Annotated in this window: 20 protein-coding genes; 8 read left to right on the top strand and 12 right to left on the bottom strand. The window is 42.9% G+C overall.

Annotation, left to right across the window (positions count from 1 at the left end; translation table 11 throughout):
• Window positions 1-11 precede the first annotated feature (11 nt).
• The gene (gene purL, locus BCU57_RS01535) at window positions 12-3,893 is read left to right on the top strand and encodes a phosphoribosylformylglycinamidine synthase (RefSeq protein ID WP_102440605.1); all 3,882 of its coding nucleotides are present in this window, start codon (window positions 12-14) and stop codon (window positions 3,891-3,893) included.
• A 256-nt stretch (window positions 3,894-4,149) separates the two neighbouring features.
• Here the strand turns inward: purL and BCU57_RS01540 are convergent, their stop codons facing one another.
• Window positions 4,150-4,497, bottom strand: a complete 348-nt coding sequence (locus BCU57_RS01540; protein WP_102440604.1) for a hypothetical protein — start codon at window positions 4,495-4,497, stop codon at window positions 4,150-4,152.
• Window positions 4,498-5,266: 769 nt separating this feature from the next.
• Between BCU57_RS01540 and ltrA (BCU57_RS01545) the strand changes: the two genes are divergently transcribed.
• The gene (gene ltrA, locus BCU57_RS01545; RefSeq protein ID WP_413211381.1) at window positions 5,267-6,607 is read left to right on the top strand and encodes a group II intron reverse transcriptase/maturase; all 1,341 of its coding nucleotides are present in this window, start codon (window positions 5,267-5,269) and stop codon (window positions 6,605-6,607) included.
• A 95-nt stretch (window positions 6,608-6,702) separates the two neighbouring features.
• Here ltrA (BCU57_RS01545) and BCU57_RS01550 read toward each other — a convergent pair whose 3' ends face one another.
• Window positions 6,703-7,065: a hypothetical protein gene (locus BCU57_RS01550; protein WP_102437056.1), complete on the bottom strand. Its 363-nt coding sequence runs from the start codon at window positions 7,063-7,065 to the stop codon at window positions 6,703-6,705.
• Window positions 7,066-7,746: 681 nt separating this feature from the next.
• Between BCU57_RS01550 and ltrA (BCU57_RS01555) the strand changes: the two genes are divergently transcribed.
• The gene (gene ltrA, locus BCU57_RS01555; RefSeq protein ID WP_413211382.1) at window positions 7,747-9,096 is read left to right on the top strand and encodes a group II intron reverse transcriptase/maturase; all 1,350 of its coding nucleotides are present in this window, start codon (window positions 7,747-7,749) and stop codon (window positions 9,094-9,096) included.
• Window positions 9,097-9,177: 81 nt separating this feature from the next.
• On the opposite strand, the gene BCU57_RS01560 is transcribed toward ltrA (BCU57_RS01555), so the two are convergent.
• From BCU57_RS01560 to BCU57_RS01570, 3 genes are all read right to left on the bottom strand, one after another.
• The gene (locus BCU57_RS01560; protein ID WP_102436785.1) at window positions 9,178-9,717 is read right to left on the bottom strand and encodes a hypothetical protein; all 540 of its coding nucleotides are present in this window, start codon (window positions 9,715-9,717) and stop codon (window positions 9,178-9,180) included.
• Window positions 9,718-10,153: 436 nt separating this feature from the next.
• Window positions 10,154-10,360 carry a hypothetical protein gene (locus BCU57_RS01565; RefSeq protein ID WP_102436787.1) on the bottom strand — a complete coding sequence of 69 codons (207 nt, stop codon included), beginning with the start codon at window positions 10,358-10,360 and terminating at the stop codon, window positions 10,154-10,156.
• Window positions 10,361-11,185: 825 nt separating this feature from the next.
• Complete coding sequence (locus tag BCU57_RS01570) at window positions 11,186-11,785, bottom strand: CPBP family intramembrane glutamic endopeptidase (RefSeq protein WP_413211383.1); 600 nt, start codon at window positions 11,783-11,785, stop codon at window positions 11,186-11,188.
• Window positions 11,786-13,332: 1,547 nt separating this feature from the next.
• On the opposite strand from BCU57_RS01570, the gene BCU57_RS01575 reads away from it, so the two are divergent.
• Complete coding sequence (locus tag BCU57_RS01575) at window positions 13,333-13,812, top strand: Fur family transcriptional regulator (protein WP_102436250.1); 480 nt, start codon at window positions 13,333-13,335, stop codon at window positions 13,810-13,812.
• Window positions 13,813-14,167: 355 nt separating this feature from the next.
• Here BCU57_RS01575 and BCU57_RS01580 read toward each other — a convergent pair whose 3' ends face one another.
• Together BCU57_RS01580 and BCU57_RS01585 are read right to left on the bottom strand one after the other, a co-directional pair.
• On the bottom strand, window positions 14,168-16,282 hold the full coding sequence (locus BCU57_RS01580) for a TonB-dependent siderophore receptor (protein WP_102436252.1): 2,115 nt from the start codon (window positions 16,280-16,282) through the stop codon (window positions 14,168-14,170).
• 499 nt (window positions 16,283-16,781) lie between these two features.
• A complete protein-coding gene (locus BCU57_RS01585) occupies window positions 16,782-17,339 on the bottom strand; it encodes a hypothetical protein (protein WP_102436254.1) in 558 nt (185 codons plus the stop codon).
• Window positions 17,340-18,619: 1,280 nt separating this feature from the next.
• On the opposite strand from BCU57_RS01585, the gene BCU57_RS01590 reads away from it, so the two are divergent.
• Genes BCU57_RS01590 through cydX form a run of 3 tightly spaced genes read left to right on the top strand, consistent with a single transcriptional unit; the run spans window position 18,620 to window position 21,470 of the window.
• On the top strand, window positions 18,620-20,176 hold the full coding sequence (locus BCU57_RS01590) for a cytochrome ubiquinol oxidase subunit I (RefSeq protein WP_102438741.1): 1,557 nt from the start codon (window positions 18,620-18,622) through the stop codon (window positions 20,174-20,176).
• Window positions 20,177-20,191: 15 nt separating this feature from the next.
• A complete protein-coding gene (cydB, locus tag BCU57_RS01595; RefSeq protein ID WP_102438739.1) occupies window positions 20,192-21,331 on the top strand; it encodes a cytochrome d ubiquinol oxidase subunit II in 1,140 nt (379 codons plus the stop codon).
• Between the two features lie 13 nt (window positions 21,332-21,344).
• Complete coding sequence (gene cydX, locus BCU57_RS01600) at window positions 21,345-21,470, top strand: cytochrome bd-I oxidase subunit CydX (RefSeq protein ID WP_102438737.1); 126 nt, start codon at window positions 21,345-21,347, stop codon at window positions 21,468-21,470.
• A gap of 126 nt (window positions 21,471-21,596) precedes the next feature.
• Here the strand turns inward: cydX and BCU57_RS01605 are convergent, their stop codons facing one another.
• The 3 genes from BCU57_RS01605 to BCU57_RS01615 all read right to left on the bottom strand — a co-directional run bounded on the left by BCU57_RS01605 (window position 21,597) and on the right by BCU57_RS01615 (window position 22,644).
• Complete coding sequence (locus BCU57_RS01605; protein ID WP_102438736.1) at window positions 21,597-22,079, bottom strand: DM13 domain-containing protein; 483 nt, start codon at window positions 22,077-22,079, stop codon at window positions 21,597-21,599.
• Window positions 22,080-22,207: 128 nt separating this feature from the next.
• Window positions 22,208-22,456: a hypothetical protein gene (locus BCU57_RS01610; RefSeq protein WP_198589939.1), complete on the bottom strand. Its 249-nt coding sequence runs from the start codon at window positions 22,454-22,456 to the stop codon at window positions 22,208-22,210.
• Window positions 22,435-22,644: an ATP-binding protein gene (locus tag BCU57_RS01615; RefSeq protein WP_241903527.1), complete on the bottom strand. Its 210-nt coding sequence runs from the start codon at window positions 22,642-22,644 to the stop codon at window positions 22,435-22,437. The genes BCU57_RS01610 and BCU57_RS01615 overlap by 22 nt, the downstream gene beginning before the upstream one ends.
• A gap of 141 nt (window positions 22,645-22,785) precedes the next feature.
• Between BCU57_RS01615 and BCU57_RS01620 the strand changes: the two genes are divergently transcribed.
• Entirely contained in the window at window positions 22,786-23,679 is an 894-nt protein-coding gene (locus BCU57_RS01620) for a LysR family transcriptional regulator (protein ID WP_102438732.1), read from the top strand.
• Window positions 23,680-23,729: 50 nt separating this feature from the next.
• Here BCU57_RS01620 and BCU57_RS01625 read toward each other — a convergent pair whose 3' ends face one another.
• On the bottom strand, window positions 23,730-24,296 hold the full coding sequence (locus tag BCU57_RS01625; RefSeq protein WP_102438730.1) for a LutC/YkgG family protein: 567 nt from the start codon (window positions 24,294-24,296) through the stop codon (window positions 23,730-23,732).
• 1 nt (window position 24,297) lies between these two features.
• A complete protein-coding gene (locus tag BCU57_RS01630; RefSeq protein ID WP_102438728.1) occupies window positions 24,298-25,680 on the bottom strand; it encodes a lactate utilization protein B in 1,383 nt (460 codons plus the stop codon).
• Between the last annotated feature and the right edge of the window lie 4 nt (window positions 25,681-25,684).

Genomic DNA, 25,684 nt, shown 5'->3' on the forward strand with positions numbered 1-25,684 from the left:
GAATTGACGTGATTGAGATCATTCGCGGAGCCCCAGCACTTTCAGCTTTTAGAGTTCAAAAGCTTATGGAGGCCTGTGAAACAGCAGCGCTTCCTGTTGAGCAAATCTATGCTGAGTATGTCCATTTAGCCGATTTAAGTGACAAGCTTGATGATAAAGAATATCAGCAACTTGAAACCATTCTAACCTACGGACCTGCAATTGAATCTCATACTCCAGAAGGATCATTGATATTTGTAACACCTCGCCCTGGAACGATTTCTCCTTGGTCATCTAAAGCAACTGACATCGCCCAAAATTGTGGTTTAGGCAAAGTAAAACGCCTAGAACGCGGTATTGCCTACTATGTTGCAGGAGCATCATTAACAGCGCAGCAGTTAGAGCAAGTGAAAGGCTTAATCCACGACCGTATGGTTGAAGTGATTTTACCTGAGTTTGCCGCAGCATCAGTATTGTTTGAACGCACTGAGCCATTGCCCTTCAAAAGCATCAATATTTTAGCTGAAGGTCGCCGCGCCCTTGAAGTGGCAAACGTGCAATTAGGCCTAGCGCTAGCAGAAGATGAAATCGACTACTTAGTTGATAACTTTGTGCGCTTAAACCGTAATCCTAACGACATCGAGCTAATGATGTTTGCTCAAGCAAACTCAGAGCATTGTCGTCACAAGATTTTCAATGCAGACTGGACTATCGATGGTGAAGTTCAGCCTAAATCATTATTCAAAATGATTAAAAACACCTTCGAAGTCACCCCAGACAACGTGTTATCAGCTTATAAAGATAATGCCGCTGTCATGACAGGCTCTGTTGCAGGTCGATTCTTCCCTGATCAAGATGGCGTTTATAACTATCACACCGAGCCAATGCACGTGTTGATGAAGGTTGAAACCCACAATCACCCAACAGCAATTAGCCCCTATCCGGGCGCTGCCACAGGATCAGGCGGTGAGATCCGTGATGAAGGCGCAACCGGTCGCGGTTCAAAACCTAAAGCAGGTTTAACAGGCTTTAGCGTATCAAACCTTAAAATCCCAGGCTTTGTGCAGCCATGGGAAGGCGACTACGGCAAACCTAGCCGTATTGTAACGCCACTTGAAATCATGACTGAAGGCCCATTAGGCGGCGCAGCATTTAATAACGAATTTGGTCGTCCAGCCCTTGTGGGTTACTTCCGTACTTACGAGCAAGAAGTTGCCAGCCATAACGGTGTTGAAGTACGCGGTTACCACAAGCCAATCATGCTTGCTGGTGGTTTAGGTAATATTCGTGAAGATCATGTTCAAAAAGGCGAAATTACCGTTGGCGCTAAGCTGATTGTACTTGGCGGCCCTGCAATGAACATTGGTTTAGGCGGCGGCGCTGCGTCATCAATGGCCTCTGGTCAATCAAGTGAAGACTTAGATTTTGCTTCTGTACAACGTGAAAACCCAGAAATGGAACGTCGTTGTCAGGAAGTGATCGACCGTTGCTGGCAGATGGGTGACGATAACCCAATTCAATTTATTCACGATGTTGGCGCGGGCGGTTTATCAAATGCCTTCCCTGAGCTGGTGAATGATGCCGACAGAGGCGCATTGTTTAATTTACGTAACGTACCATCTGATGAGCCGGGCATGAGCCCACTTGAGATCTGGTGTAACGAATCTCAAGAACGTTATGTTCTGTCTGTGGCACCTGAGAATTTAGAAACCTTCAAGAAAATTTGTGAGCGTGAACGTGCGCCGTTTTCTGTGGTAGGTGATGCAACTGAAGAGCAGCACCTCACCCTTGAAGATAGCCACTTTGACAACAAGCCAATTGATTTACCCCTTGAGGTTTTATTAGGTAAAGCACCTAAAATGAGCCGCGATGTGGTCACTGCCAATGCTGAGTTTTCAGCGCTCGAAACCGCTAATATTGACCTTAAAGAAGCGGTATCGCGCATCTTGCATTTACCAACTGTGGCCGATAAGTCTTTCCTTATCACCATTGGTGACCGCTCGGTAACAGGTTTAGTTAACCGTGACCAAATGGTTGGACCTTGGCAGGTTCCTGTTGCTGATTGTGCCGTAACTGCAGCAAGTTATGACAGCTACGCCGGTGAAGCCATGTCTATTGGTGAACGTACTCCATTAGCATTACTTGATTTTGGCGCTTCAGCTCGTATGGCCGTCGCCGAGTCAATCTTAAACATTGCGGGTACTGATATTGGTTCATTCAAGCATATTAAATTATCAGCTAACTGGATGTCGGCAGCAGGTCACCCAGGTGAAGATGCCGGTCTTTATGAAGCAGTAAAAGCAGTGGGTGAAGAGCTTTGTCCTGAACTTGAGTTAACTATCCCAGTGGGTAAAGACTCAATGTCGATGAAAACTGCGTGGAACGAAGCCGGTGAAGATAAAGCTGTTACTTCACCAATGTCACTGGTTATCACTGCATTCGGTGTGGTCAAAGACATTCGCAACACTGTGACTCCAGAGCTTCGCACTGATAAAGGCGATACAGAACTGTTACTGATTGATTTGGCTAATGGTCAAAACCGTTTAGGCGGTTCTTGTTTAGCGCAAGTTTACAGCCAGTTAGGTGATGTGGCGCCAGACTTAGATGATGCAGCAAGCTTACGTGGCTTCTTTGAAGTGATTCAGCCATTAGTCGCTGATCAAAAAGTCATTGCTTATCATGACCGCAGTGACGGCGGTTTATTCACGACACTAGTGGAAATGGCATTTGCGGGTAATACCGGCCTTAATATTGATTTAGCAGCACTTAAAGGCACAGACCTTGAGCGCTTGTTTAATGAAGAGTTAGGCGCGGTTATTCAGGTGTCTAAAGCTGATTCAGCTAACATTCAAGCTCAGTTCGCTGCCGTGGGCGTGTCTTGCCAATATATTGCCAAGCTAACCCAAGATGATCAAATCACTATCGTTGATGGCCAGACGCCAGTATTTAGTGACAGCCGCGTAGCACTGCGCACCATGTGGTCTGAAACCACTTATCGCATGCAGTCACTACGTGACAATCCTGAATGTGCTAAAGAAGAGTTTGAACTTAAGCAGCAAGCCAAAGACCCAGGTCTTACAGTTGATTTACGCTTTAACCCAAGCGAAGACGTTGCCGCGCCATTTATCTTAAAAGGTGTCGCACCTAAGATGGCGATTATCCGTGAGCAAGGGGTTAACTCCCACGTTGAAATGGCAGCAGCCTTTGATCGCGCAGGTTTCGAAAGCCGCGACGTGCATATGTCTGACATTTTATCTGGTCGCATTAACCTAGAAGAATTCCAAGGCCTAGTGGCTTGTGGTGGATTCTCTTACGGTGATGTACTGGGCGCAGGTGAAGGTTGGGCTAAGTCAATCTTATTTAACGACCGTGCTCGCAGTGAGTTCTCACAGTTCTTTGAACGTGATGGCACTTTAGCATTAGGTGTATGTAACGGTTGTCAGATGTTATCTAACCTGAAAGAAATCATTCCAGGAAGTGAGCATTGGCCACACTTTGTCCGTAACCGTTCGGAGCGTTTTGAAGCACGTGCGAGTTTGGTTGAAGTACAAAAGAGCCCATCAATCTTCTTTGAAGGTATGGAAGGTTCACGTATGCCAATCGCAGTATCACACGGTGAAGGCCGCGCTGAGTTTAAGTCAGTTGAAGCCTTAGCCGCCGCTGAAGCGACAGGCACAGTGGCACTGCGTTACGTTGACGGTAATGGCGCTATAGCAACCCAATACCCACAAAACCCCAATGGTTCGCCAAATGCGATTACCGCATTAACTACCACTGATGGCCGAGTGACGATTATGATGCCGCATCCAGAACGAGTATTCAGAACCGTTGCCAACTCTTGGCACCCAGATGAATGGGGTGAAGACAGCCCATGGATGCGTATGTTCCGCAATGCACGGGTTAAGTTAGGTTAAGCTTCACTTAACCTAGATTGAGTTAACAGCAAAAAGGCGACCAAATGGTCGCCTTTTTATTGGATGGGACTTGTGTGGAGAGTATTGCTAACTCATTTCTGGATAGAAACGCGTTAGACATTTAACTCTATCTGTGAGTTTCAGATTAAAATTTCGATGAATTAACGCCCACGTTAAGGGGCTAAAAATTTGTTTGCTAAAATGTGTAGCGAAGCGAAACCGAGCAAACTGTTAGCAGTCCCGCTTTAAATTCTTGTTATATTTCGTCGTCAACGAACGGTGTACCTACTGTGTCATTGAGAACTGTATGACACTCCACAGAGAACCAACTATTAAAAAGTTTCATATTTCTAGTTTTTGGCCACAGAGATTCATCAGTATACCACCCACTTAATTCGTCAATGAATAGTAAATCTAAGTTTAACTTAATCCATCGTTGTAATGACTCGGGATCATCAGAGTCTTCGTTTGAGATAAGATAAACATTTAAATCTTCGTTAGCTGAATCTAGTGTCAACCCTGGGGAGTTATATGGATCTGCTTTATTAACCCAATCAACTGCGGGTTGTTTATATCTTAATATTAAGGCTGCACGATTGAGCACATGTTCTCCTAGAAATATAACGCCCAGCTCAGCGGGCAATTGAAGCGCAGCGTAAATTGATCCGCTGCAGCTGCTTGTGTACGCCCAGCATGGGCATGAACTAATGAGGTGAAAGTCCTCTGTAGGAAGATCACCGTTACTCTTTCTAAAAGAGAATAACATACTGTTATTAAACGTTAACTACTAGCGAATGGCAAGGGCTTATCCGTGAGGATTGGTCTGGATGACGCCGCTAGCACTTTTTTATCGGCAACAGGCGAGCTGATGAACAAGAACATCATATGAGGCGTAGGCTAGAGATGAGTTGGCAGGGTCTGCCCCGCGAAGCAAGGGTACAAGACGACGAAATCACGTGATCTAATGGCCACCGTAAATGATGCAGCAGTGCAAAGAAAGTTCATGCTCTTATCTACCAATAAAGAGTGGGGAGATCTGCTTAACTCGCGATCGCGAAGTTTTTGTACAAGCTAACCAGTAAGACTTTGGTTTATAAGTGCCTTGGCTTTTCAGCGTCATCGACTGAAAAGAGCGAATCAGATGGAAACCGATAGCGCATGACGGGGCAACTCGGCATGTGATTAAGCAGAAGACCTAAAATGTTCCCGACATTTTTTGGCATTCACTCCTTCCATGGAGATTTCAGCAGACGGCATACGACTGCATGGATGCAGGAGGTAGAGCAACGCAGGAGCAGTTGCCGAGTAGCCGAACGCCCATCGTAATGGATGGGATATGGTGAAGGCCTGAACATTCAGAAGAAGGAGGAGTCTTGTCAAACTTGTCGATACCCACTACGTCGCCAGACGATTACTATCAGCAGCGTATTGACCTGCAACCGGCCTTCAACAGCGATTTATTCCAGCAACTACTCGAACCTGAGAATTTACACCGAGCGTGGCGGCAAGTTAAAGCCAATAAAGGCGCGGCTGGTATCGATGGTATGACTATCGAAGCCTTCCCGATATGGATGCAACAAGGCGGTTGGCAACAGTGTAAAACTCAACTTGAGCAAGGTAAATATCTACCCTCAGCGGTCAGGCGTGTTGAGATCGACAAACCCGATGGCGGTAAACGCAAATTGGGGATCCCTAACGTCATTGACCGTGTGATACAACAAGCAATTGCTCTAATACTCACGCCACTGTTTGACCCATTTTTCTCGACTAACAGCTTTGGCTTTAGGACGAACAGAAATGCCAAACAAGCGGTACTGCAAGTAAGGGATATCATCAAACAGAAACGCAAATTTGCCGTCGATGTTGATCTGTCTAAGTTCTTTGACCGAGTTAATCATGATCTCTTGATGACTCAACTTAGAAGTAAGGTGCAGGATAAGCGTCTGTTGGCGCTTATTGGTAAGTACCTACGAGCAGGTGTGATGGTCAATGGCCAATTTGAAGCAAGCTTTGAAGGTGTGCCTCAAGGTGGTCCACTCTCGCCATTACTCTCTAACATTATGTTGGATAGTCTGGATAAAGAGCTGGAAAGCCGAGGGCATAAATTCGCCCGCTACGCGGACGACTTTATCATTTTGGTAAAGTCTATTCGAGCGGGAGAACGAGTACTCAAGAGCATCACTCAATACCTTGCCACTAAGCTAAAACTGGTTGTTAATGAACAGAAAAGCCAAGTGGTTAAGGTAAGTCAAAGCAAGTTCCTAAGCTTCACATTTAATCGCGGGAAAATCCAGTGGCATGCTAAAACATTGCACATTTTCAAACAAAAGATGAGACGACTAACGAACCGAAATTGGGGCGTTAGTATGGAATATCAGCTGTTTAAAGTGCGTCAATACATGCAAGGCTGGATCAATTACTTTGGCATAGCTAACGCTTATCAAGGGTGTGTCGATTTAGACCACTGGATCCGACGTCGTGTACGTATGTGCTACTGGCGTCAGTGGCGAAAACCACGGACTAAGGTACAGAATTTACTTAAACGTGGCGTCAGGATCCAAGCCGCAGTTGCTTGTGGTATCACAAGTAAAGGCCCTTGGCGTAGCTCTAAAACGCCAGGGATACAGCAAGCGCTGAGTAATGAGTATCTGAAGAAAGCAGGATTATATTCACTAAGAGATGGATGGATCGCAGTTCATTATTGTAATAAATAGGCTAACCAGAAAGTAAGTTAGGTGTTCTAAATGAACCGCCCTGTGCGGAGCCGCATGCAGGGTGGTGTGGAGGCTAGATACCTCCGGCTACCCGATTATAACGATGATTTCATTGATTTATTTTTGATAAATGCAAGTTCAGAAGCTGTAACCCAACAAGCTACAATTAAACATAAATCGCCAAGTACAATTAAATTATCTAGATCCATTTTTATAGCAATAAACATTAAAATAACTGAGGGAATTAGACCAGCAAAGAATGAGCTCTTGAAAAATAAATTATGTGCAAAGTAGGCATACACACCACCAATTGCACCACCTACAACGGCTAGTAACAATAAAAATGCAAAGGCCATAAAAGATAGTTCTAAACCTTCAAAAGAATACCCAAGTAAAAAAAAGAAAATTGGTAATGTTAAAGCTGTTGTTACCAGCTTTGTAATATCATCTTTAGACAATTCTGACTCCTATCGTTATAACGCCTGCCGCAGCCGCTGCAAAGACTGGTGGTTGTTTTGCTGGTTTTTAGCAAAACAAGTGACAGTTTTTGCAGTCGGTTGCCGGCACTTGTGTACGCCCAGCATGGGCATGAACTAATGAGGTGAAAGTCCTCTGTAGGAAGATCACCGTTACTCTTTCTAAAAGAGAATAACATACTGTTATTAAACGTTAACTACTAGCGAATGGCAAGGGCTTATCCGCGAGGATTGGTCTGAAGGAAGCCGCTAGCACTTTTTTATCGGCAACAGGCGAGCTGATGAATAAGAACATCATATGAGGCGTAGGCTAAAGGTGAGTTGGCAGGGTCTGCCCCGCGAAGCAAGGGTACAAGACGACGAAATCACGTGATCTAATGGCCACCGTAAATGATGCAGCAGTGCAAAGAAAGTTCATGTTCTTATCTGGGGAGATCTGTTTAACACGCGATCGGTCATTAACCAGTAAGGCTCTGGTTTATAAGTGCCTTGGCTTTTCAGCGTCATCGACTGAAAAGAGCGAACCAGATGGAAACCGATAGCGCATGACGGGGTAACTCGGCATGTGATTATGCAGAAGTCAGCAGACGGCATAGTAGCCCAACGCCCATCGTAATGGTTGGGATATGGTGAAGGCCTGAACATTTAGAAGAAGGAGGAGTCTTGTCAAACTTGTCGATACCCACTACGTCGCCAGACGATTACTATCAGCAGCGTATTGACCTGCAACCGGCCTTCAACAGCGATCTATTCCAGCAACTACTCGAACCTGAGAATTTACACCGAGCGTGGCGGCAAGTTAAAGCCAATAAAGGCGCGGCTGGTATCGATGGTATGACTATCGAAGCCTTCCCGATCTGGATGCAACAAGGCGGTTGGCAACAGTGTAAAACTCAACTTGAGCAAGGTAAATATCTACCCTCAGCGGTCAGGCGTGTAGAGATCGACAAACCCGATGGCGGTAAACGCAAATTGGGGATCCCGAACGTCATTGACCGTGTCATACAGCAAGCGATAGCTCAAATACTCACTCCACTGTTTGACCCATTTTTCTCGGCTAATAGCTTTGGCTTTAGGACGAACAGAAATGCCAAACAAGCGGTACTGCAAGTAAGGGATACCATCAAACAGAAACGCAAATTTGCCGTCGATGTTGATCTGTCTAAGTTCTTTGACCGAGTTAATCATGATCTCTTGATGACTCAACTTAGGAGCAAGGTGCAGGATAAGCGTCTGTTGGCGCTTATTGGTAAATACCTTCGAGCTGGTGTGATGGTCAACGACCAATTTGAAGCTAGCTTCGAAGGTGTGCCTCAAGGCGGCCCACTCTCGCCATTACTCTCTAACATTATGTTGGATAGTCTAGATAAAGAGCTGGAAAGCCGAGGGCATAAATTCGCCCGCTACGCGGACGACTTTATCATTTTGGTAAAGTCTCAACGTTCTGGCGAACGGGTACTAAAGAGCATTACTCGCTACCTTGCCATGAAACTAAAACTGGTCGTTAATACACAGAAAAGCCAAGTGGTTAAGGTAAGTCAAAGCAAGTTCCTAGGCTTCACATTTAATCGCGGGAAAATCCAGTGGCATGCTAAAACATTGCACATTTTCAAACAAAAGATGAGACGACTAACGAACCGAAATTGGGGCGTTAGTATGGAATATCAGCTGTTTAAAGTGCGTCAATACATGCAAGGCTGGATCAATTACTTTGGCATAGCTAACGCTTATCAAGGGTGTGTCGATTTAGACCACTGGATCCGACGTCGTGTACGTATGTGCTACTGGCGTCAGTGGCGAAAACCACGGACTAAGGTACAGAATTTACTTAAACGTGGCGTCAGGATCCAAGCCGCAGTTGCTTGTGGTATCACAAGTAAAGGCCCTTGGCGTAGCTCTAAAACGCCAGGGATACAGCAAGCTCTGAGTAATGAGTATCTGAAGAAAGCAGGATTATATTCACTAAGAGATGGATGGATCGCAGTTCATTATCCTAACCAGAAAGTCAGTTAGGTGTTCTAAATGAACCGCCCTGTGCGGAGCCGCATGCAGGGTGGTGTGGGGGCTGGAGGCTAGATACCTCCGGCTACCCGATTATGTGCAATCACTCACTTCACCATCAAACTTTTGTTTTATAAAGGAGCTTATGTTTTGAACATTTTCTAAATTCTTACCGTAATCCACCATAGTTGTTTTAACTGATGATTTACTGTTTATTCTAGCGATGGTAGATGAATCTTTCCGCTCCAGAGAAACTACTATATCTTCACCAAAGCTTTTCCAAGTAAATCCTGTTTTAGCTTCAACAGAACTACGGCTTGTAGATTTAATTTTGGCTTTAGGTACCGATAAAACAGCCTCCTGGATTACAGGTTCAACTGTCTCGAATGGCAATGAAATTATTAGGGACTGCGTCTGATTCACACTTGTGGAATCATTTACGATGCCCTTCTTCTTCATATTTTTATCTGTGAAATAAGTGAAGCCAGCCATTGCAGCACCAAATAACAAGCCTGCAACAACGCCACTAATAGCACCAGCAATATAATTGTTTTGTTGGAATATATAGAAAATACCCATCAATATTCCAAAATAGGCACCAGACTTCATCCATATCTTTAAATACTTATTCATACTTTCCTATTGCACATAACGATTTAGTTCACGAGCCGAAGGTCTCGTGTAACGGCTTGTTCTTTACTTTCGGAGAGAGGGTTATCGCTACTCAATCCGTGAGTTCATATTCCATGCCCTTGGGGCTTAATTGATGCCCCAAGGGCGTGAGGGAAGCATCGCTGCTTTACTTGAAGTCAATTGCAGGTCTCTTTAAAAGCTTTGCTTTACGAGCCTTAGCAAGTGCCTTCAAGCTATCATAAATTAGGCGTTTCTTCCATCACGTTTGGCTCTATCTATTCCTTCGGCTAGACTTAAATATCACTTCTTTTTTGCTAAAAATCGTCTACCGCAGGTCAAGAACGCCCTAATAATGGGCAAAAAATTGTTGGCTAAAATGTTGAGGAACGAAAACAGCCAACTGTTTTTTGTCCTTATTAATTAGCTTGTTATATTACTACTGGTACCAAACAGTTACCACAAGTGTCGCTGGCATCCATGAACCGCCACTTTGAGTTTGAGTAATATTTTTTATTTCAATATCAGGCTTTGATGCAAGCCAAAGGTTAATTTCTGCCTCTAATCCACCATCGAGGTTTCCGATAGGTTTCATCCAAAAATTCAATTTTGGTTTTAATGATTTAGTAAATATTTTAACTTCCATGATTGAAGTAAACTCCATTATTTTTAGTAATATAACGCCCCCATAAGGGGCAAAAAATTGTTGGTTATAATGTTTGAGGCACGAAAAACAACCAACTGTTTTTTGTCCTGCTTGATGGGCTTGTGTACGCCCAGCATGGGCATGAACTAATGAGGTGAAAGTCCTCTGTAGGAAGGTCACCGTTTATTAACATGCTGTTATTAAACGTTAACTACTAGCGAATGGCAAGGGCTTATCCGCGAGGATTGGTCTGGAGGAAGCCGCTAGCAAATTTGCGAGCTGATGAACAAGAACATCATATGAGGCGTAGGCTAGAGGTGAGTTGGCACAAGACGACGAAACCACGTGATCTAATGGCCACCGTAAATGATGCAGCAGTGCAAAGAAAGTTCATGTTCTTATCTGGGGAGATCTACTTAACACGCGATCGGTCATTAACCAGTGAGGCTCTGGTTTATAAGTGCCTTGGCTTTTCAGCGTCATCGACAGAAAAGAGCGAACCAGATGAAAACCGATAGCGCATAACGGGGTAACTCGGGATGTGATTAAGCAGAAGTCAGCAGACGGCATAGTAGCCGAACGCCCATCGTAATGGTTGGGACATGGTGAAGGCCTGAACCTAAAGATCAGTGAGGAGCCTGTGCAACTCAATATTTCATGCCCGACCGGGTTTAGGAGTGTTGGCGTTGATAATACAGAAGCCAGCATTGGGATATGTCGGAGCTAATCGGCCAACCTGTTCTGAAAGTCTTTGGGAACCGCCCTGTGCGGAGCCGCATGCAGGGTGGTGTGGGGGCTGGAGGCTAGATACCTCCGGCTACCCGATTAGGTGCGCTCTTTCAAATAGCCCAACTTATTTAATACTGCTGACTTTATTAAGCCTGGTTCGATTAAACCAGTAACTATTGTGTGTGCGATAATGCAAAGAGCTAAATTTCTATCGCTCATTATGTAGATAAGCGCAAGACCAGAACCTAGGAAAAAAGTATAAAAAGTAGCATTTATAGCCGCTGATAAAGCCTTACCACCCCATACTAAGTGTGCGGTTCCAAATGCTATACCAGAAATAATTATTTGAATGAAATCACTGAAACCTTCTTCTTGAAGGTAATCCATCAATATTTTTCGAATTAATATTTCTTCAAAAAATCCAGAAACTAAAGCACCTAGTAGAGCTAAATATTTTAGTTTATTAAACTTAAACATGTGTTCGCGTACATTAGAGATACTTGACGCCCCCCAAACATATGAGATAACAACCAAAGCGGCTATACCCCATGACACTATGCCTACATTTGATAATGTCGCGAAACCAATGGAGCCGAAGAAATTATCAGACGTAATAATCCAGTAAAGTAAAATTCCTCCTTGAACTAAAATAATTGAAGATATTACCTTTAAAGTTTGATTGTCAGCAGATTGCATGGAACCTCCTTGTGCACCTAACAGCTTATTCAATAGCAGCACAATAATGTTCCAGGCTACTCAATTCAAACTTTAAAGATACCATCGCTAAGTCCTTGTTGTAAATCGAATATTTTCGTGAAAACGTAAGTAATGCTCAAAATATTGCCGGAGAAAGAATGCGTCTTTGTTTACGCGGTCTATACAACACTTTAAAAAATTTCGCAGGAGATTGATATGTATGGGTTTTCTCGAATGTTACAAAATTATCGATGCGTAAAAAGCTCATTTTACGCATCCTTTGGCGCCAGAATTATCTCAATTTGGAGAAAATCAGTTATACCTGTATAGGCAACCAGTCATTTGGACGACAAGTAAGGCGGTCATAATCGATTAGAAAAAGTAAGGTTATGCTGATTATCCCATTGCTAGCACCAACTCATTTTGGGGCAAAATGTTTTACGACCACCAACTTTATACTTCATTTATATTGGATCCGTTACGGTAGTCCATTACTTCAATTTAATCCATTGCCTGCCGCAGGTGATGTATAGGATATACAAATGTCGCGATCACATGGTCAATGATGTTCCCGACATCATCATGACATTTCCCAAATCCCTATGGGTCAGATGTGAAAGAGCGACCTTTTGTGCAGATACAACTGCGAGACGCTGCACTCTTTATATAAATCAAAAGGTCCATGTAAGCTCTGCCAAAACAAATAACATCCATGTTAAACGGCCAGTTCGGCATCCTTGCCTCTCGCTCAGAGCGTTTCACACTGTGAAACTTCGCCATGTTTTGGTCAAATTTGTTCCAGACAAATAATGACATTCTTGCCATCCTTGGCAGTCAGAAGCTCGCTGCTGCATCTACACTGGGATTATTATCTCTTCGATTTGACTGTATTCGTGGCAATTAAAAAAGCTAAAAAAACCAAGAATCTAATCAGCTAAAGGACTCCCTTTGAATTGAGGACGCAGAGAAAATAGCGTGAGCTTGACAGGACGTCAGGCTAGCTTTCGCGGTGCAGGGTCACTCCTTAGCATCCATGCCACCGTGACATTTGTAAATCCATTTACTTCAGACTCACCATCGGAAGCGTTAGCATTTTCGAATAAGACCGAAGTTATCAACAAACGAAGTTAAAAGCTGGATCAATCCCCATCGAAAATCATGCGCTTTTCAGCATTTTTCGTTAGGGCGCTGAGGGTTTGTTAAGGGCTTCTTTTGTAAAATGTGTGCGCTTTCCCCCTTGACTCAGCTCTTTGCAAAAGAAGGGGCGAAGCGCCACGACGTTAATCCAAACGGAGTTTGGAATTACAGGCTGAAACCCAGATATCAAAATCAGCAGTGGGCAGAAAACCCACGATATTAATCCAAACGAAGTTTGGAAATACAAAAAGGAAACCAATGGTCTAAATTAGCTAAGCGCCGAAAAACGGTTTAAAATCACAAAAAATAGCAATTATTTAATGCTGTTAAGATGTTCTATTTTTTATCATTTACAATGTCAGTCCGACAAGAAATAATAACAACAATAACGATTTCTCTTGAGCTTATCTATGCCTACTTCTAATAACACTGAAATTTTTGCTAAAGCAGAACAACTATGTCACGACAATGGTGTAAAGCTAACGGCAAAAAGAAAGAATGTTTTAGGTGTATTACTTAACTCTAGCAAACCCTTATCAGCCTATGAAATCGTTGATATTTACCGTGCGACACACCAAGAATCATTAGCACCGATGTCTGTTTATCGTATGCTGGATATACTCAGTGAACTGCCTTTAGTGCATAAGCTATCATCTGAAAATAAGTACCTTGCTTGTTCACACATCACTTGCGCTCACAAGCACCAAGTACCGCAGTTTTTGATTTGTAAAAGTTGCGGCAAAGTGGCCGAGAAGGGCATTCAAGCCAGCGTGATCGAGGCTTTAAAAGAGAGCATTCAACAAGCGGACTTTCAACTGCTCAACTCTCAAATAGAATTACAATGCTTGTGTAATGACTGTGCTAACCCTAGTGAAAAGCCCAATGATTAACGCATTCTTTATATTTGACACTTGAGCCACTCAGCCCAACTGATAGATTCACCTCTGATATCCTCAACAAAAAAGCGACCCTAAGGTCGCTTAATGTCATTGTGGTACTAAAAAATGCAGTTTGAGTTTACACCGCGGACTTGCCCCTTGTCAGTCGGGACTAGTGACAAGGTTTAACGCTATCAAATTTAACTATCAAATTTAACTATCAAATTTAACTATCCAAATAGCGTTAGTGGCGATGCTAAGACAATGAAGTTTGGGGTTTACCGCGGAGTTGACTGATGTCAATGAGCAGTGAAAACCTTAAACAGAAGTCGTATTAGCAAGCCCAAGCAGCAATTAATACTGAAAATTAGAATTGATACTTAACACTCGCGGTGAAATTAATCGGCTCACCCGGCATAGTCCATAACCTGTGATAGGAGCTTTCAAAGTATTGCTCATTAAACAGGTTATTCACATCAAGCATTACACTAAACTTGCTGCTTAACTCTATCGCTGCGGATAGGTTCACTAAGGTGTATGCAGGTAAAATATAATCAGGTGATGTGGTTTCACCTAGACGGTCGCCAACGTAATTGACCGTAGCGCCAAAATAAGCTTCTTTACCCATAATGTCAGTATAATGTCTTAGGGCCACATGACCGACATGCTCTGCAACGTTGATTAAACGTGAACCTTTAGGGATTGGCACGCCCCAGTCATTATCAATCAAATCGTTTGCTGTTCTTGCATCGGTATAAGCGTAGGCTAACTCAATGCTGGTATCAGCCGTTAGTAAGGTGGTCAGCTGAAACTCAACTCCCTGACTTTCAACCTCACCTAAAGTCGCAGAAAGCCCTGTGTCTGGCTCTGCTGTTAACATATTGGTTTTGCTGGCATCAAACAGTGCAAGGCTACCGGAGAACCTGTCAGCGACATTTTGCCATTTAAGACCGACTTCGAAAGATTTAGTTTGTTCTGGGTCAAAAGCATTTCTGTCTGAATCAAGCCCAGGATTAGGTCTGAAACCTTCAGCGTAGCTGGTGTAAATATTGATATTGTCATCCAATTCATAGACAAAACCGAAACGAGAAGATACTTCAGTTTGATCTTGCTCTTGAGACTCATTATCCAGTTTATTGACAATGTGCTGATTAAAGCTATCGACTCTGAAGCCCAATAACAGCTTGGCTTTATCAGTCAACTCAATTAAATCTTGGGCGTAAAAACCAAGGCCTTTTTGCTCTTCAAAGGTTAAGGTTGTTGGTGTGGTTTCAGGCTGATACATAGTGTAATCAGGGTTATTAGGGTTGATTGAGTATGTCGCATCGCCTGAACCCCAAGCGGTTCGCCACACTCTATAATCAGTATCTAGCTGGAAGTTATAATAATCTAACCCAATTAATAGATTATTGGTCATGCCACCAAGCTCTACGTCACCGCTAACTTCAAAACGCGCCGAGAAGTCTTGCGCCTGATAATCACGCTCTCTTCTTTGTCTTGATAAGGTATTTGGGTCGCTATAAATCAGCTGGCGGCCGTCAGATAGTTCAGCATCTGAAGATTGACCTTTAAAGGATGAATCCCGATAAGCTAAACCGGCTAATAAGTGCCACGAGTTATTAAGCTGATGATTTAATAGTAGTTGGTGTCCTAGCGCTTCAACTTTATGGGCTCCGTCTCGGGTATCACCATAAAATGCGGCAGTATCGACAGCGTCAAAATCATTATCTAATACATAGACACCGCGATCTAACGGCTTGCTTTGATGTAGAATTTCCATTTCATAACTTAAGCTGGTGGCGTCAGAGATATTCCACAAAAGTGACGGGCTTAAATTCAAGCTTTCAATATCAACATGGTCACGAAAGGTATCTGAATCTTCGTAAAAGCCATTGATGCGGTAAGCAACATCGTCACTAATGCCTTTGGTGTGATCAAATTCCACTTGTTTTTGATTGAAATTACCTAAGGTTCCCTGAATATAACCTTGTTCATCAAATTGCGGCTTTTTAGTGATGATATTGACCGTGCCACCCGGTTCACCTTGTCCGTACAGTGCTGAGCCTGGCCCTTTCATTACTTCAATGGTTTCAATATTGGCGGTATTTCTGTTGCCGTTATAACCTCGCGAGTTAAAGCCATTTACTAAGTAACCTGTCGGGTTATTTTCGTCGCCCGAAAAACCGCGAATAGCAAAGCTATCAAACATACCGCCAGAGTTATTTTGCCTTACGATACTAGGCGAAAAGTCCAAGGCGTCCATGAAACGAGTAATGCCCTCGTTTTTGATGGTATCGGCATTAATTCTATCTACTGCTTGGGGAGTATCAATCAATGGTACGTTGCCTCGGTAAGGCTGCCAAAGTCTATTTACCTCAATGCGCTCAATATCATCATTAGTTTCTGAGGTTGGGTTATTGCTATCTTGCGCTAACGCACCATTAGAAATGACAATAATTGAATATAGAAAATGCTTTTTCACGTGCTTTGCCCTATCAAGGATGGATTAAAAAGGCAATGTTATAACATATCATTTATTTGGTCAAAGTGAAGCCAGTAACAAACAGTCACTTTGGCCACTTAAGGGTTTTGAAATACATAAAGCTATTGAGAACGGCAAACAGAAAGTCCGCTGCTGGTACTTTTTAGCGGGGACAGTGAAAAACCAGTTAATCCCAAAGGAGTTTCGAGGTTCAGAAAGGGCGCATCTGGCTTAAACAGGAGATCTTTATTAATCCCATAGTTAAATACAAATAGTTAAATACAAATAGTTAAATACAAATAGTTAGATGAAGAGTGTCAAATAAAAACATTTAAATACAGTAGGTTAGGCGCATTCTGTTAGGTGGGATTAATTAGAGACAAATAGTTAGGTGCAATTTATTAGGTGGGATTAATTTGGGACATATAGTTAGATGCGATTTGTTAGGTGAAATTAATTCGAGACAATTAGTTAGATAGCATTATTAAACTATAAATAGTTAGCGGCAAATTGCGCTAATATCGCACCTTTTTCCTGTCGATTTAGAGTCCTTATCAAAGGCTATTTTAAGTTTTACCATTGAGTGTGTTACTGCTGCAGATAAGTTCACATTTTCAATCACGAAACAGCCTTTCGACTCGCATCTTTTATCAAAACCTATGTGTTCATCACCATGGGATCCTATTCCGTAGCTGTCAATAACGATAAAGGTGGGCGCGTTAAGTAGAATTTGCTCAATAGCATCACTGGTTAGCGCAGTATTCATAACGCCATAGTTTGGCGTGCCGTAACCATTTTGCTCAATGTTTGCGGTAAAAAGTACCAATGCTTTGTCTGCTAACGCTAAAGGCTCTAAATCATCCACTGACGGCATTTCGTGAGTACAATTTATAACAACGACATCGACTTCATACTGTGCTTCTAATGGCTCTGAATCGTAACAATCAATATGAGTACCTATGTGACCAAAAGCGCCGACGGCGTCAGACTGCTTTTTTGCCCATTCATAGGCAGGGTGGCCGCTTTCAATAACAAGGCTTAGCTTTTGTTCATGCATATGTCATCTCTTTAGGATTCATCGCCAACGAGTATTGGGCGGGGGCAACTAATGGGCAATATATAGATTATTATATGATTATATAAGCAGTAGTGTCCTAACTTATGTGTCCTAACTTATGTGTACTAACTTAGAGGTTATGGCTATGCATTGATTACTCTGTTGCAAGCGCCAATGATAAGCAAACTTTAAATTAGACAATAAAAAGCCCCTTAGAATATTAATCCTAAAGGGCCGATTATTGCTCTATGTTGCAAGAGCTGTTTTGCGCTAACAAAACATCAAGGGTAAACGTCCAACGGATTTAGCAAGCAATTGCATACTTAATGCGTCTTTAGTTTTATTGCTGCTAACACTCACCTAAATTGTAGGTATTGATGCTAGCAACAACATAATAGCGTTTAGTACGATTTGTGCATTTCAACAAAGATACGTTTGTAGCTGTTGATTACGCGATCAAATAATTTAGTCATCTTTTAAATCTCCACTCAGTAATAATTTCAAATTAGTAGAGTTGGGGATGTAACTTGAAATCCATTCTGTTCAAGTCCAATCGACCTTCTCTCAACACGGGGCGAATATTAAAGCCTGCCGATGTTTTTCTCAAACGAGTTAAATTAATCTAACGCATTAGCAAAACTAATGAATGAGGTGTGGCTTCCTGCTTTGTTTTTGAACTATTATTTTTATTTGTTATTTATATTCAATGGTTTAATTATTTAAATTAAAGCTGTAAGGGTTAAAATATATATCCCATGGTTTTTTTTGATCTAATTTTGTTACTTAGGCTAAATTCATTAGCAAAACATGGATTAGGGAACACTATTTTAAAAAAATGTAAAAAAATTCCTAGCAATATTTTGGGTGTTGGTCAATACATAAAAGTTGGTAGTTTGCGCTATTGCCCAAAACCCACAGAAAACCCATTAAGGGTGGCAAGTTTGATTGATTTGAATCAAATTTAGATGATATAAAATAGAGGTGTGCACCATTAATTATTTTTATAAGTAACTGTTTTTGCTGATTTTATGATTTTGGTGGGCTTGGTTTGTTGCGCTGTGTCACCCTTTGCTATCTTGGCGTGATAAGCGTCTCACTATTGTGGTGCTGAGGCGAAATAAACTAAAAACGAAATTGAGTTACGGCAGTCTTAAAATAACAATTCATTAACCTGTTTTTTTGGGTGCTGCTTTAGATTAATAAATTTATTTCCTGCAATAACACTTTTGTTTTTGAGGAAGTCGACATGACATTTGGATGTACTGGGTAAGGAGTCGCCAATGATTATTGAAGAGGTTGTTGAACTGTCACGGTTACAGTTCGCGCTAACAGCCATGTACCACTTTATATTTGTACCTTTAACCTTAGGTCTAGCGTTTATTTTGGCTATTATGGAATCCGTTTACGTGATGACTAATAACCAAATCTACAAAGACATGACTAAGTTTTGGGGTAAGTTATTCGGAATTAACTTTGCTTTAGGTGTTACCACCGGTTTAGCAATGGAATTCCAGTTCGGTACTAACTGGGCGTATTTCTCACATTATGTGGGTGATATTTTTGGTGCTCCACTGGCGATTGAAGGCTTAATGGCTTTCTTCTTAGAATCTACCTTAGTGGGTATGTTCTTCTTCGGTTGGGATCGCTTTAGTAAGCGTCAACATTTAGCGGTTACTTGGTTAGTTGCTATCGGCTCTAACATGTCAGCTTTATGGATCCTGATTGCTAATGGTTGGATGCAAAACCCAGTAGGGTCAGTGTTTAACTATGAAACAATGCGTATGGAAATGACCAGCTTCGCTGAAGTACTGTTCAACCCTGTTGCGCAAGTTAAGTTTGTTCATACAGTCGCATCAGGTTATGTTGCCGGCGCGATGTTCGTCTTGGCAATTAGTTCTTACTTTATCCTTAAAGGTCGTGATTTACCGTTTGCCCGTCGCTCGTTTGCGATTGCTGCAAGTTTTGGTATGGCGTCAATCCTATCGGTAATGGTACTAGGCGATGAGTCTGGCTATGAAGTAGGTGAAGTACAGCGCGTTAAATTAGCGGCAATTGAAGCGGAATGGCACACTGAGCCAGCACCAGCGGCCTTTACTGCAGTGGGTTTCCCAAATCAAGAAACCATGCACACTGACTACGCGATTAAGATCCCATACGTAATGGGGATCATTGCAACGCGTTCTTTAGATGAGCAAGTGACTGGTATTATCGACTTAATCGACGAGCATGAAATTCGTATCCGTAACGGTATGATTGCTTACTCTTTACTAGAACAACTTCGCGCAGGTAATGAAACAGAGCAAATTCGTGCTGATTTTGAAATGACCAAAGGCGATTTAGGCTATGGTCTACTGCTAAAACGTTACACAGAAAATGTAGTCGATGCGACAGAAGAGCAAATTAAAGCTGCCGCTAAAGACTCTATTCCTAACGTTGCCCCTATGTTCTGGTCATTCCGTATCATGGTTGCGTGTGGCGTGATTATGCTATTGGTATTTGCTGCGGCATTCTGGCAAAGCACCCGTCATAAAATTGAAGAAAAACCATGGGTATTACGTGCAGCGCTATACAGCTTGCCACTACCTTGGATTGCAATTGAATGTGGTTGGTTTGTGGCAGAGTATGGTCGTCAACCTTGGACCATTTCAGAAGTCTTACCGACCTTTATGTCAGCATCAACGCTAACGCCAGGTGATATATGGTTCAGTATCATTTCAATCACTGTGTTCTACTCAATACTATTAGTGATCGAAATGTTCTTAATGTTTAAGTTTGCTCGTCTTGGCCCATCATGCCTTAAGACAGGTAGATATCATTTTGAAAACCAAGATGCTTAATCTGAGGACCTGATTATGTTTGATTATGAAATGCTAAGATTTATCTGGTGGGCTCTGGTTGGCGTATTGCTAGTTGGGTTTGCTGTGACAGATGGTTTTGATATGGGTGTGGGTGCGTTATTACCAATTATTGGTAAAGACGACACTGAGCGCCGTATCATGATTAACTCGATTGCCCCTCACTGGGATGGTAACCAAGTTTGGTTAATTACTGCAGGTGGTGCGTTATTTGCCGCTTGGCCAACAGTATATGCCGTGTCGTTCTCGGGTTTTTATGTGGCAATGATGTTGGTGTTATTCGCCTTATTCCTGCGCCCTGTTGGTTTTGATTACCGCTCAAAAATTGAAGATCCAAAATGGCGTAAGTCGTGGGATTGGGCCTTGTTTGTCGGTGGTTTTGTACCTCCATTAGTTATCGGTGTTGCTTTTGGTAACTTATTACAAGGTGTACCGTTTGAGTTCGATGAATACCTACGTGCAACTTATCAAGGTGGCTTACTAGGCCTACTAAACCCATTTGGTTTATTAGCTGGCTTAATCAGTGCACTTATGATGATGATGCAAGGTGCTTCATGGTTACAAATGAAAACCGAAGGTGAGCTACGTGTTCGCGCTGCTAAAGCATCACAAGTGTGTGGTTTGTTAGTGACAGTGTTGTTTGCTGCTGCGGGTGTTTGGTTAGTAAATGGTATTGACGGTTATGTGGTTACTTCAGTAATCGATACTGCTGGTCCTTCTAATCCAACGGCTAAAACTGTTGCTATAGAAGCAGGCGCATGGTTAGTTAACTATGACAAGTATCCTCTGACTATGCTGTTCCCAGCATTAGGTTTGTTGATGCCAATCTTGGTGATTCTAGCAAGTCGCTTTAACCGAAGTGGTTTTGCATTCTTATTTAGCTCACTAGCTATTGCAGGCATTATCGTGACATGTGGCGCATCAATGTTCCCATTCGTCATGCCTTCATCGCTTGATCCAAATGTGAGCTTAACGATGTGGGATGCAACCGCAAGTGAAATGACCCTTAATGTGATGACTTGGGCGGCGATTATTTTCGTACCGACAGTATTAAGTTACACCATTTGGACTTACTACAAGATGTTTGGTCGCTTAAACCGCGACTTCATTGAAAAGAACAAAGCATCACTTTATTAATTAAGGAGCCATTATGTGGTATTTCGCTTGGATTTTAGGTGTATTACTGGCCTGTGCTTTTGGCATCATTAATGCGCTTTGGCTTGAAAACACTGAAAACTTAGACCGTATTAGCGAGTCTGAAGCTAAAAATAAGTAAGTGTTTTAAGTTGTAAAATATCAAACCCTGCCTAGTGCAGGGTTTTTTATTGTTTAAAATTAGCTGATGGGTGAAATAAGGGAAGCAAGCTTACAAAGGTTGAATGAGTTATCGTTTTTAAAGCGCTTAAATAGACTGATACTGGGCTGCGGTAATAAACTGACCAAAGCTTTCACACCAAATAATGATGGTGTTGTAAGTTGCGATATCCACCTCTTTTGGTATTGGCACTAAGAAATTGTTGAAGGTTTTGATGTCGGCCACTTGCACCATCGTTGATTTTAAACGGTTAAAATCCGCTTCTGTTTCTACAAACTCTTTGGCCAAATACACTTTAAAGTCAGGACCTGGTGACAGCTTGCCATTCAGTGCAATAAATTCATCGCCTAGGGTCACTTTGCCTTCGCCCCAATGCAATGCGTCGCTATCTTTGAGGTTACGGCTGAATTGACCTGTAAAGCGTTGCACAGAGTCAATTGACTGCACTTGCTCGCGACTTGGTGCATCTGGTGCAGTAAGAATAGGTAAGGTATAAATGCCCGCGCCAAAGCCAATGGCGAGTACGAGTGCATGGGTTGAAAGTAGTGCGATAACGGTGCGTTTTTTCATTCTGTACCTGTTCTGTCATTAAAGTGGTAGTTAATCGTAACCTCATTATCAAATAAAGGGGCATGAACTTTACCGTTCATGCCCCTTATAACGACCTGAGTTAACAATCTTTTATTACAAACAAATGATTAAATTTTAAAGAAGTTAATCTTGGTTTTTAGCTCTCCTGCTAGCGCTGTTAGCCCGTCAGCGACTTCAACGGTTTCTCCGGCGCGCTCTTGCCCTTCATTGGCAAGGGACGACATCTGATGCAAGTTGCGGGTGATTTCATCAGCAACGGCGCTTTGCTGCTCTGTGGCGCTAGCGATACTGCTAGAGAAAGTGGCAAGTTCACCAATACTGGCTGTGATTTGACTTAACTGCTCACTGGTTTGCATTCCCTGTTTGGCTGAAACACCTTGTCTTTCTCGCTATCACAAATACCTGGGCCGTTATCACTAATGATAAAACCGTTGGCGGTTAGCTCAACGTTAATGGCGGCATTAACGCCTGCGTATTTAGTGGCGTTTTCTAATAGATTATATATGGCCCGAAACAGCAGTGTGGCATCCCTTTGAATAGACAAGCGCAGGTTTTTTTATTGTTTTTTCCTTGTTCTAAATTAGTAGGCTGCTGATTCTCATTATTTCCCCAATAAGGCCCATAACCCACTAGGTGACAGAGGGACTTTTTATTACAATAGTTATTTCGCTACCAGAGAGTTGATATGTCCAATAATGCCGGTGCCGAGATTGCGCTAATCCATTTGTTTGTGCATTTAGTCAATGCGGGTAGTTTTACTCAAGTGGCCAAAGAGCTGCAAATGCCTGTGGCTACCGTAAGCCGCAAAATTTCGAAGCTTGAAGCCCACCTTAATACGCAGCTGATTATGCGTAGTACTCGGCGAATTCGCTTAACAGAAGAAGGCGGGGCATTGTTTGAACGCTATCAAGGGGTGATAGCGCAACTTGATGTGCTAAACCATCCATCGAAAGCGAAGCCCGAAGGTACCCTGCGTTTAGCTACGCCAATTTCTATTACCTCGATGTTGCTGATGGAAGCGATAACCGAGTTTTCTATCGCGTATCCTGATATTCAATTGCACATTAGCCAAAATAACCAGACCATTGATTTAATTGATGAAGGTGTTGATGTCGCCATTGTAGGCGGAGCGCAGCCAGATTCATCTTGGGTGTCTAAGTTATTTGGGGTGCTGCATTATGGTTTGTTTGCCGCGCCTAGTTATTTAGACAAAGCGGCAGCAGTGAGCCATCCTAAGCAGCTAGTTGAGCATAATTTAGTAAAAATGTGGCCGCTGTTTAATTGGGTTTTAATTCATAAACAGTTGGGGGAGTTTTACTATGAGGGCCCGGCAAAACTGACCTTATCGGATATTCACGGCGCGGTGAAAGCAACTGTAGCAGGAGCGGGGATCATGTATGGTCCCACTAAGTTTGTTGAGCAAGAAGTGGCATCTGGGGCGTTAGTGCCAGTGCTACCTCAGTGGCAGGGTGAGACGCGGCGTATTTCGCTGTTATACCATCAGCGCAGTCAGCAGCCACTAAAAGTACAATTGTTTTTAGATTTTATGTTGTCAAAGTCAGCCTCTATATTTGGCTAGCAACTGAACTGTTGCTAGCCAAAAACAGGGTGTAGTTTGTCGATAGATACTTAAACTAAGTAAACATCTAAATTACAAGCCCCATGGGCACCGACGACTAAGGCTTGCTCAATATCGGCTGTCTTTGAAGGGCCTGCAATAAACACCCCAAATGACGGTACAGCACTATTAATTAACTTCATCGCTTGATGCATGTCTTGTACTATGTCATCGGCAGCAATGGTGATAATCAGGTTTTCACAGATAAACGGCGTCACTCGATGGCTTTGGGGTAACGATACCCAAATTGCGCCATTTTCAGCTACTGCTATCTCGCCTTTCAGTACGGTAAAGTCAATGTCTTGCATCGCATGGGCAGTGTCAGGCTGCTGACGGTTGCCGCTGACGCCATCAACCATTGATAACACTTGTTTACCTTGGCTGATCAGCTCATGGGTATAGCTGTTTAAGGCAGCAATACCACCTTGTTGAATCAGTTTACCGGCAACGGCGCTGAGGTTAGTGTTAAATGCACTGACTAAGTCCATATCTCGTAATGGGATATCGATAACTGGCATAGTGGCTGTTGCCACGGCAGATTTTTGCAATGCTGCCAAAATGGTATTTTTACTGGACATATTATTGGCCTCTATTACGTTTAAACCAAGCTTCAAAGCTCGACTTTGGTGCCTGTGGTAATTCGCGGTATTTACCCCAAGCGCCAGAAAATGGCTTTAATAAGCTATGGGGTAAAATACGTAATGATGTTCTTGCCGCGCTCATTGAGCAGTTCATCGCTGTGGTACTACTCATAAATTTACCGACTAATGGCATGTAATGCTTTTTGCCATAAGGTAAGCGGTTTTGCTCGGCTTTAATGCGGCGGTGGCGGGCAATAATTTTATCCAGCGGCACTTGTGTTGGGCAGACAAAGCTACAACTGCCACAGAGAGTACATCCCCAAGGCATAGAGTCCGTTTTGTCGTGCTGCGCGCCTACTGCAATCCCAATAGGGCCAGGGATGGTGTAGTTATAGCTATAACCACCAGAGCGGCGATACACAGGGCAGGTATTTAAACAGCCACCACAACGAATACACTTCAGTGACTCGGCTAAAATACTGTCTTGCATCATTGCGCTGCGGCCATTATCAACAATAATAATGTGCATCTCACCATCTGGCTTTGGCGCGTTGTAGAAAGACGAATAAGAGGTAATAGGTTGGCCAATGGCATTTCTAGCTAAGGTTCTTAATAGTACCCCAGCACTGTCTAAATTGGGCACGACTTTATCAATGCCCATAGAATGCAATTGCAGCGCAGGTAAGTTTGCCCCCATATCAGCATTGCCTTCATTGGTGCACACCATGACGCCACCTTGATCGGCAATAGCCATGTTGACCCCTGTCATTGCCGCATCAGCAGATAAAAATTGCGCTCTTAAATGGGCGCGAGCTGCGCGGGTCAGGTAAGTGGGATCAGACTCGCCAGCAGTGGTGCCAAGCTTGTGGTGAAATAGTTCACCCACTTCTTCTTTTTTCATGTGAATAGCAGGCACCACAATATGTGATGGCGGCATACCGGCAAGCTGAATAATGCGCTCACCTAAATCGGTATCAATAACTTCAATGCCGCGCTCTTCAAGGTACGGGTTTAAATGACACTCTTCAGTGAGCATTGACTTTGATTTGACCAGCTTTTTGACATTGTGCTTTGCCAAAATACGATGGGCAATTTCATTATGCTCAGCGGCATCTTTAGCCCAATGAACCTGCACGCCATTTTCAAGGCATTTAGCTTCAAATTGCTCAAGATATTGGCCAAGGTTACTTAAGGTATGCAGTTTAATTTCAGAACCTAATTGGCGTAATTTTTCCCACTCAGGAATTTGCTTTGCAGCGCGATCGCGCTTTTCTCTGAGTAACCATAAGGCTTTTGAATGCCAATCGACGCGAGACTCATCGCGGCAAAAAATGTCGGCCTTTCTAGCGTGAGTCGCTTCAGATGAATGATTGTTTGACATAGCA

Origin of the sequence: Shewanella sp. 10N.286.48.B5 (genome assembly GCF_002874355.2) — a bacterium.
GTDB lineage: Bacteria > Pseudomonadota > Gammaproteobacteria > Enterobacterales > Shewanellaceae > Shewanella.

Coding starts and splice junctions, on each gene's coding strand:
- BCU57_RS01625 (WP_102438730.1), bottom strand. CDS start 24,296: ATGTCCAGTAAAAATACCATTTTGGCAGCATTGCAAAAATCTGCCGTG.
- cydX (WP_102438737.1), top strand. CDS start 21,345: ATGTGGTATTTCGCTTGGATTTTAGGTGTATTACTGGCCTGTGCTTTT.
- cydB (WP_102438739.1), top strand. CDS start 20,192: ATGTTTGATTATGAAATGCTAAGATTTATCTGGTGGGCTCTGGTTGGC.
- BCU57_RS01620 (WP_102438732.1), top strand. CDS start 22,786: ATGTCCAATAATGCCGGTGCCGAGATTGCGCTAATCCATTTGTTTGTG.
- BCU57_RS01610 (WP_198589939.1), bottom strand. CDS start 22,456: ATGCAAACCAGTGAGCAGTTAAGTCAAATCACAGCCAGTATTGGTGAA.
- BCU57_RS01560 (WP_102436785.1), bottom strand. CDS start 9,717: ATGAATAAGTATTTAAAGATATGGATGAAGTCTGGTGCCTATTTTGGA.
- BCU57_RS01565 (WP_102436787.1), bottom strand. CDS start 10,360: ATGGAAGTTAAAATATTTACTAAATCATTAAAACCAAAATTGAATTTT.
- BCU57_RS01590 (WP_102438741.1), top strand. CDS start 18,620: ATGATTATTGAAGAGGTTGTTGAACTGTCACGGTTACAGTTCGCGCTA.
- BCU57_RS01605 (WP_102438736.1), bottom strand. CDS start 22,079: ATGAAAAAACGCACCGTTATCGCACTACTTTCAACCCATGCACTCGTA.
- BCU57_RS01575 (WP_102436250.1), top strand. CDS start 13,333: ATGCCTACTTCTAATAACACTGAAATTTTTGCTAAAGCAGAACAACTA.
- BCU57_RS01630 (WP_102438728.1), bottom strand. CDS start 25,680: ATGTCAAACAATCATTCATCTGAAGCGACTCACGCTAGAAAGGCCGAC.
- BCU57_RS01570 (WP_413211383.1), bottom strand. CDS start 11,785: ATGCAATCTGCTGACAATCAAACTTTAAAGGTAATATCTTCAATTATT.
- BCU57_RS01585 (WP_102436254.1), bottom strand. CDS start 17,339: ATGCATGAACAAAAGCTAAGCCTTGTTATTGAAAGCGGCCACCCTGCC.